At 68.3% G+C, this 6,883-nt stretch carries 4 protein-coding genes; all 4 read right to left on the bottom strand.

What is annotated here, in order from left to right; all coding sequences use genetic code 11:
• Position 1: 1 nt before the first annotated feature.
• On the bottom strand, positions 2 to 1,432 hold the full coding sequence (locus G6045_RS21995) for a DUF2252 domain-containing protein (RefSeq protein ID WP_328707860.1): 1,431 nt from the start codon (positions 1,430 to 1,432) through the stop codon (positions 2 to 4).
• 237 nt (positions 1,433 to 1,669) lie between these two features.
• The gene (locus G6045_RS21990) at positions 1,670 to 3,322 is read right to left on the bottom strand and encodes a bifunctional aspartate transaminase/aspartate 4-decarboxylase (protein WP_165333761.1); all 1,653 of its coding nucleotides are present in this window, start codon (positions 3,320 to 3,322) and stop codon (positions 1,670 to 1,672) included.
• A 27-nt stretch (positions 3,323 to 3,349) separates the two neighbouring features.
• Positions 3,350 to 5,053: an aspartate-alanine antiporter gene (aspT, locus tag G6045_RS21985; protein ID WP_165333760.1), complete on the bottom strand. Its 1,704-nt coding sequence runs from the start codon at positions 5,051 to 5,053 to the stop codon at positions 3,350 to 3,352.
• 45 nt (positions 5,054 to 5,098) lie between these two features.
• Positions 5,099 to 6,778, bottom strand: coding sequence for an aspartate-alanine antiporter (gene aspT, locus G6045_RS21980; RefSeq protein WP_165333759.1), 1,680 nt, complete (start codon positions 6,776 to 6,778; stop codon positions 5,099 to 5,101).
• Positions 6,779 to 6,883 lie beyond the last annotated feature (105 nt).

Here is a 6,883-nt window from a genome sequence, read left to right as displayed (position 1 = left end):
CTCAAACCCCCACCTCAGCCTCGACCCGCCCCTCCCGCACCGCCGTCTCCAGGAGCGCGTGGTCCGCCTCTGTGCGGTCTGCGTACGCCACCGCGAAAGCGGCCATGGCCTCGTCCAGTTCCTCCGTCTTGCCGCAGTAGCCCGAGATCAGCCGCGGGTCTGCGCCGTGCGCATGGGCGCGGGCCAGCAGGGCGCCGGTCATCCGGCCGTAGTCGTCCAGCTGGTCGGCGGCGAGTTCGGCCGGGTCGACGCTGCCCTTGCGGTTCCTGAACTGCCGTACCTGGAAAGGACGTCCCTCGACGGTGGTCCAGCCGAGCAGGATGTCGCTGACCACCTGCATCCGCTTCTGGCCGAGGACGACGCGACGGCCCTCGTGCCCCGCCTCTGGCGCCTTGAAGCCGGCCACCGGCAGGTGCGGGGCGAGCGCCGACGGGCGGGCCTCCTTCACCTGCAGGACGAACGGCTCGCCCCGGTGGTCCTGCAGCAGCACCACGTACGAACGGGTGCCGACCGACCCGGTGCCCACCACGCGGAACGCCACGTCCTGGATCGCGTGCCGGGCGAGCAGCGGCAGCCGGTCCTCGCCCAGCGTGGTCACGTACTCCTCGAGCGAGGCCGCCACCGCCGCGGCCTCCGCGTCCGGCACCCGCCGCAGCACCGGCTCCGCGTCGACGAAGCGCAGGCTGCCGTCCTCAAGGGTCTCGGTGGACTTGGCCGCGAAGCGCCCGCTGGTGTTGCGCCGTGCCTTCTCGGAGACCCGCTCCAGGGTGCCGAGCAGGTCGTGGGCGTCGGTGTGCGAGACCAGCTCCTCGTCGGCGATCGCATGCCATGCCTCGAGGGCGGGCAGCTTCGCCATCAGCCGCATCGTGCGCCGGTACGCCCCCGCCGCGTCCGCCGCCGCCTCACGGCAGGTGTCCTCGCCCACCCCGGCCACGCGCCCCGCCACCACGAGCGAGGTGACGAGCCGCTTCAGATCCCACTCCCAAGGGCCGACCACCGTCTCGTCGAAGTCATTGAGGTCGATGACGAGTCCGCCGCGCGCGTCCCCGTACAACCCGAAGTTCCCCGCGTGCGCATCGCCGCAGATCTGCGCGCCGATGCCGGTCACCGGGGTGCGGGCCAGGTCGTACGCCATGAGTCCGGCGGAGCCGCGCAGAAACGCGAAGGGGTTCGCGGACATCCGTCCCACCCGCAGCGGGGTGAGCCCGGGGATCCGGCCGGCGCTGGACTCCTCGACGGCCGAGACCGCGTCGGGCCGGCCCGGGTCCGCGGTGAACTCGGCATGCGCGGACCGTCCTATGCGCTCCCGCAGCGCCTTCCCCCGGCGCTTGGGCGGCTCCTCGGCCGCCCACTGCGCGAAGCCCTGCACGCTCGGAATCCGCACGCCCACAGCTGCTTCCTGCGCCGGCACCCGCGCCTTCCGCTGCTGCACGATCGCCTCGGTCTCGCCCACGACGGCCTCCCCGTTCTCCCAGGTCCGCCGTGCGCGGACATCGACTGCCCCAGACCGTACGCTGCCTCGCCCGAGCTCGTCAGAGCCTGTGGATAACTCCGCCTGCACCCTCCACAACTGCCGCCCCTCGGCTCCCCCGCAACTGCCGCACCCGGCACGCGAAGGGGCCCGCGCCTCCCGGCCACGGGCCCCAACTCACCGTACGAAAAGCCAGACTTACCCCTTCGAAGCCCGCCACTCCGCAATGTAGTCATCGAAGATCGCCCGCAGATGGTGCCCGATCTTCAGGTAGTCCAGATCGTCGAGGTTGGCCAGAGAGACCCGCACGGACCACTCCGGGCCGTCGAAACCGCCGCCGTTGAGCAGCACGACATGGGTCTGCTCGGCGAGCCGGAACAGCGGGTCGACGGGCTCGTAGTTCTTCTCGAGGAAGTCCGCGAACTCCTTGCCCTGCGTGCGCTCCGCCTCGGCGAGCAGATCGAGTTCGATGTAGTAGCCGGCGCGCTGCGCGTCCTCGCTGATCTTCATCTGGGCGCCTTCGAGCAGCAGGTCGAGGCGCTGCTGCACGATGGAGCGGACCTTGAGCTTGTACGCCTGCCCTTCGTCGAGCATGTCGAAGAGCGAGAACAGCACCATCTGCACCTGCTGCGGCAGCGAGAGACCCGCGGTGTGGTTGAGGGCGACCTGCCGGGAGTCGGCGACGAGCCGGTCGATGAACCGGATCTTCTCCGGCTCCAGCGTCAGCGTCCCGTACCTCTTGGCCAGGCGCGCCTTCTCCTGCGCCGGGAGGTTCGCGATCATCTCGTCGATCACGTTGTCGTCGTGCAGGCCGATCACTCCGAGCCGCCAGCCGGTGCAGCCGTAGTGCTTGGAGTACGAGTACACGAGCAGGGTGTTGCGGGCGAGGTCCGCGGCGATGGAGCGGAAACCCTCGACGAAGGTGCCGTAGACGTCGTCGGTGACGAGGAGCAGGTGGGGGTTCTTGGTGGCGACGATGTCCTTGATCTGGTCGATCACGCGCTGACTCATCGCCAGGGAGGGCGGGTTGGAGGGGTTGACGATGCAGGCCAGCTTGATGGCCGGGTCCTCCAGCTTGGCGACCTCTTCGGTGGGATAGCGCCATTCACGCACCCCGGTCTCGGCGAACATGCTCGCCGAGACGTGCACGACCTCGAACTCGTACGTGTCGAGTTCCGGGATCTCCAGATACGGCGTGAACACCGGCGTCAGCAGGGCGATCTTGTCGCCCTTCTTCAACAGCCCGTTCTTCATCAGCGAGTCGAAGATGTAGCACATCGCGGCGGTGCCGCCCTCGGTGGCGAACAGGCTCAGGTTGTTGTCCGCCGGGGGCCTCTTGTCGAACATCTCGTCGCCGATGTAGCCACGGACGATCTGCTCGGCGTGCACCAGCATCCGGTCGGGGACCGGGTAGTTGTCGCCGACGATGGAGTCGGCGAGCTCGTGCAGGAAGGCGTCCCTGTCGAACCCGAAGCGTTCGACCGCCTTCTCCACGCAGGCCTCCAGCATCTCCGTGCCGGGCAGTTCGGGGTTGGCGCGCAGCCAGCGGTCGAAGCGCTTGCCGATGTCGCCCTTCTCCGGCATCCCCCCGAGGTTGTCCGCGCTCCACACCCGCTTGGACTCCGAGAGCGCGAAGTAGCCGAGCGCGAAGAACGCCTCGCGGGGGCCCGAGGCGATCCAGTTCGGGTTGCCGCGGCCGGCGTTGAGCATCTGCGCGGAGGACTTCTCCTTCTGACCGGGCTTGTCCTCCTGGACGGCCTGCGCGATCTGGATGAACTTGTCCTTCAGCTCGAACGGGCTGAGCTGGGCGAAGGACTGGATCTCCTCGCGCGTGAAGGTGGTCTTGGGCATGACGGCTCCCTGGAAGTTCCGTGAGGGTCAGTGGTGCAGGAGGACGATGACGGCGCCCCAGATGGTCAGGAGCACATTGCCGATGGCGTACGGGACCGTGTAGCCGAGCGTCGGCACCTGGGACCGTGACTGTTCGTTGACGGCCCCGATCGCGGCCGTGGTGGTCTGGCCGCCGGCCAGGACGCCCATCAGGATCGGGAACCGGATCTTCTGGATGTGATGGCCGACCAGGAAGCCGACGAGCAGCGGGATCAGGGTGGCGACGGCGCCCCAGACCAGCAGTCCCCAGCCGGCCGTGGCCAGGCCGGAGGTGAAGCTCGGTCCGGCGTTCAGGCCGACGACGGCGATGAACAGACAGAGCCCGAGCGTGTCCATGAACCACTGGGCACCCGGCGGTACGTTGCCGAAGGTCGGGTACTTGCCGCGGATCCAGCCGAAGACCAGGCCCATGATCAGCGCACCGCCCGAGGTGGACAGCGAGATCGGCACACCTCCCGCCGTGAGCGCGGGGATGCCGATGCAGCCGCCGAGGAAGATCCCGAGGCCCACCCAGATCATGTCGGTGGCGAACGAGGTGGGCACCGGCTTGCCGATCGCCGCACCCGCCGGATCGACCAGCCGCCTGGGGCCGGTGAGGATCAGGGTGTCGCCGCGTTCGATCTTCGTGGAGAGCCGGTACGGGAATTCCGAGCCCGAGCGGTACAGCTTGTCGATGTAGACGCCGACCATGAACGGCTCGGCCCGCAACTCGGCGACGGTCTTGCCCAGTTGCTCCTTCTCCGAGGCGATCACATGCAGCGTCTCGGTCTGGTAGCCGAGCAGCTCCGCGTCATCGGCCTCGGCGCCGATATGCGTCCGCGCGTCATAGGTGACCAGATCGCCGCGCAGCGCGCTGACGGCGACGATGTCGCCCTCTTGGAGCACGAGTTGCTGGTCGTGCTCGAGGACCTTGCCGTCGCGCCGCACATTGGTGAGGTAGATGCGCCGGCCCAGCTCCTTCTGCTGGCTCTCGAAGTCCTGGACCGTACGGCCGACCACATCGGGCCGCTGCACGGTGTACGCGCGCAGGACCACCTCGTAGTAGCCCTCGCTGAGATCGGGGTTCCCGGCCGGTACGTCCAACTCCGCGGCCAGCTGGGCGGATTCGGCGGCCAGGTTCCTGCGGTAGAGCCGGGGCAGGATGTTGGCGAGCAGGAGCGCGCACAGGATGGTGCCCAGCGGGTAGCAGACGGCATAACCGACGGCGACGAGGTTCTGCTCGTCCTTGATCTGGTCGGCCGACAGACCCGGCAGGTTGCTGATGGCGTCCTGTGCGACACCGATGACGGCGGACTGCGTCAGCGCCCCGCCGAGGAATCCGGCGCTCAGGCCCGGCCCGTATCCGAGCATCGAGACGAAGCCCCAGGACACCAACAGGCCGGTCACACAGACCACCACGGCGTTGATGACCTGCGGAACGCCGTCCTTCTTCAAACCCTGGAAGAACTGCGGCCCGACCCGGTAGCCGAGGGCGAACAGGAACATCGTGAAGAACAGGTTCTTCACCGTGCCGTCGATCGTCACCTTGAGCTGCGCGCCGAGCAGCAGCCCGGCGATCAGACAGCCGGTGACCGCACCGAGTGCGATCGCCTTGTAGCGCAGTTTCCCGAACAGGAAGCCGATCGCGACCGTGAGGAACACCAGCAGCTCCGGATGGGGCTGGAAGATGTTCCGGTTGAGGAAATCGATCATGACGCGTCTCCCTCGCCGCAAGCCACCACGCATGCCCCCTTGCCGCTAGGCACCGAGAATCCCGACGAGTACCGGACCGGTCAGGGGCAGCAGGAAGTTCGAGAGCGCGTACGTGATCGTGTAGCCGAGCATCGGCACGGAACTCTGTGCCGTCTGCGTGATCGCCGTGATCGCAGGCGTGGAGCACTGCTGGCCCGCGATGGCGCCGAGCAGCAGCGGGGTCTCGATCTTCATGAGCTTGCGGCCGACGATCAGCGAGATCGTGGCGGGGATCAGGACCATCGCGATCCCGGCGAACGGCAGCAGCGCCCCGTACTCCTTGAGCAGCGGCCCGGCCTGCGGCCCGGACACCAGGCCGGTGCAGGCGATGAAGACCGCCAGGCCCATGTCCTTGATGGTGGTCGCGGCCTGCGGCGGGAACGCGCCGAAGGTCTGCTTGCGGGAGCGGAACCAGCCGAAGAGCAGGCCCGAGATCAGACAGCCGCCGCCGGTGCCGAGCGACATCGGCACATCGCCGAACTTGACCACGATCTGCCCGATCAGCGAACCGACCGCGATACCGAGACCCAGATAGATGAAGTCGGTCGCGTCGTTCTTGACGACCGCGCCGAGCTTGTCGGTCAGCTTGCCGAGACCCGAGCGGGCACCCGTCAGCGTCAGCACATCGCCCCGGTGCACCACGGTGTCCCCGTTCGCGGGCATCACCTGGTCGCCGCGGAGCACCTCCGTGACGTAGACGCCGCCCTTGATGAACTCCGGGTGGTCCAGCTGCAGTTGGTCGATGTCCTTGCCCTCGGCCGCCTTGTCGGTGACGGCGACCTGGGTCGTGGCCAGCGGGGAGTCGAGACCGGGCACGCCGGGCGTCTCCACGCCGACCTCGCGTCCGGCGTCGATGACATTGGCCCGCCGTCCCACGATCAGGACCAGGTCGGACAGCGTCAGCTCGAGTTCGGGGGACGGGGTGAGCACCTTGCTGCCCCGTTTGATCTGCTCGACGGTGACCCGGCCGCCCATGGCCTGCTCCAGGTCACCGACCGTACGGCCGTCCCCGGCGGTCACCAGATAGGTACGCCCGACCAGACCCGGCAGAGCGGGCCGCTCATCGTGCTCGAGCGTCCCGGAGCCGCCGCGCATCCGCTCCCACAGTTCGCGCGAGGCCTCCCGCAGATCGGTCCGCAGCAGCCTCGGCATGATCTGGCTGGTGTAGAGGACGATCGTGACCAGGCCGAAGAGGTAGCAGACGGTGTACGCGGTGGCCACATGCCCCTGGTACTGGGTGATCTGGTCCGGGGTCAGCCCGTCGAGCTTGCCGATCGCCTCGGTGGCCGTACCGACGACCGCGGACTCGGTGGCGGCGCCGGCGAGGATGCCGGAGGCCGTACCGACGTCCAGGTCGAACGCCTTGGCCAGGCCGATGGCGATGGCCAGGACGCAGACGACCTCGATGGCGCACAGCGCGAAGAAGCGCAGGCTCTTGCGGTTCAGGTTCGCGAAGAACTGGGGCCCGGCCATGTAGCCGAGCGCGAAGATGAACAGCGCGAAGAACACGGTCTTCACATCACCGGACACCGAGGCCTTGGTCCACGCCCCGATCAGCAGGGACACGATCAGCGTGCCGCAGATGCCGCCCAGGGTGAGGGGTCCGACCCGGATCTTGCCCACGAGATAGCCCAGGGCGAGGGAGATGAAGAGCGCGAATTCCGGATGGTCCTTGATGACGCCCATGGCCGCTCAGGTCGTCTTCGCGAGAGAGGCGCGGAGTGAAAAATGTCCCATATGCGAAACCTAAAGGCCGCCTTGGGGTGCCGCTCTGCCGTAGGCACCCGTTCG

Origin of the sequence: Streptomyces mesophilus (genome assembly GCF_011044995.1) — a bacterium.
GTDB lineage: Bacteria > Actinomycetota > Actinomycetes > Streptomycetales > Streptomycetaceae > Streptomyces > Streptomyces mesophilus.
The sequence above is the reverse complement of the archived record's forward strand: the minus strand, read 5'-3'. Positions and strand labels throughout refer to the sequence as shown.

Bases quoted from the DNA above. Each gene is read 5' to 3' on its own strand.
- aspT (WP_165333760.1), bottom strand. From the start codon at position 5,053: ATGATCGATTTCCTCAACCGGAACATCTTCCAGCCCCATCCGGAGCTG.
- G6045_RS21990 (WP_165333761.1), bottom strand. From the start codon at position 3,322: ATGCCCAAGACCACCTTCACGCGCGAGGAGATCCAGTCCTTCGCCCAG.
- aspT (WP_165333759.1), bottom strand. From the start codon at position 6,778: ATGGGCGTCATCAAGGACCATCCGGAATTCGCGCTCTTCATCTCCCTC.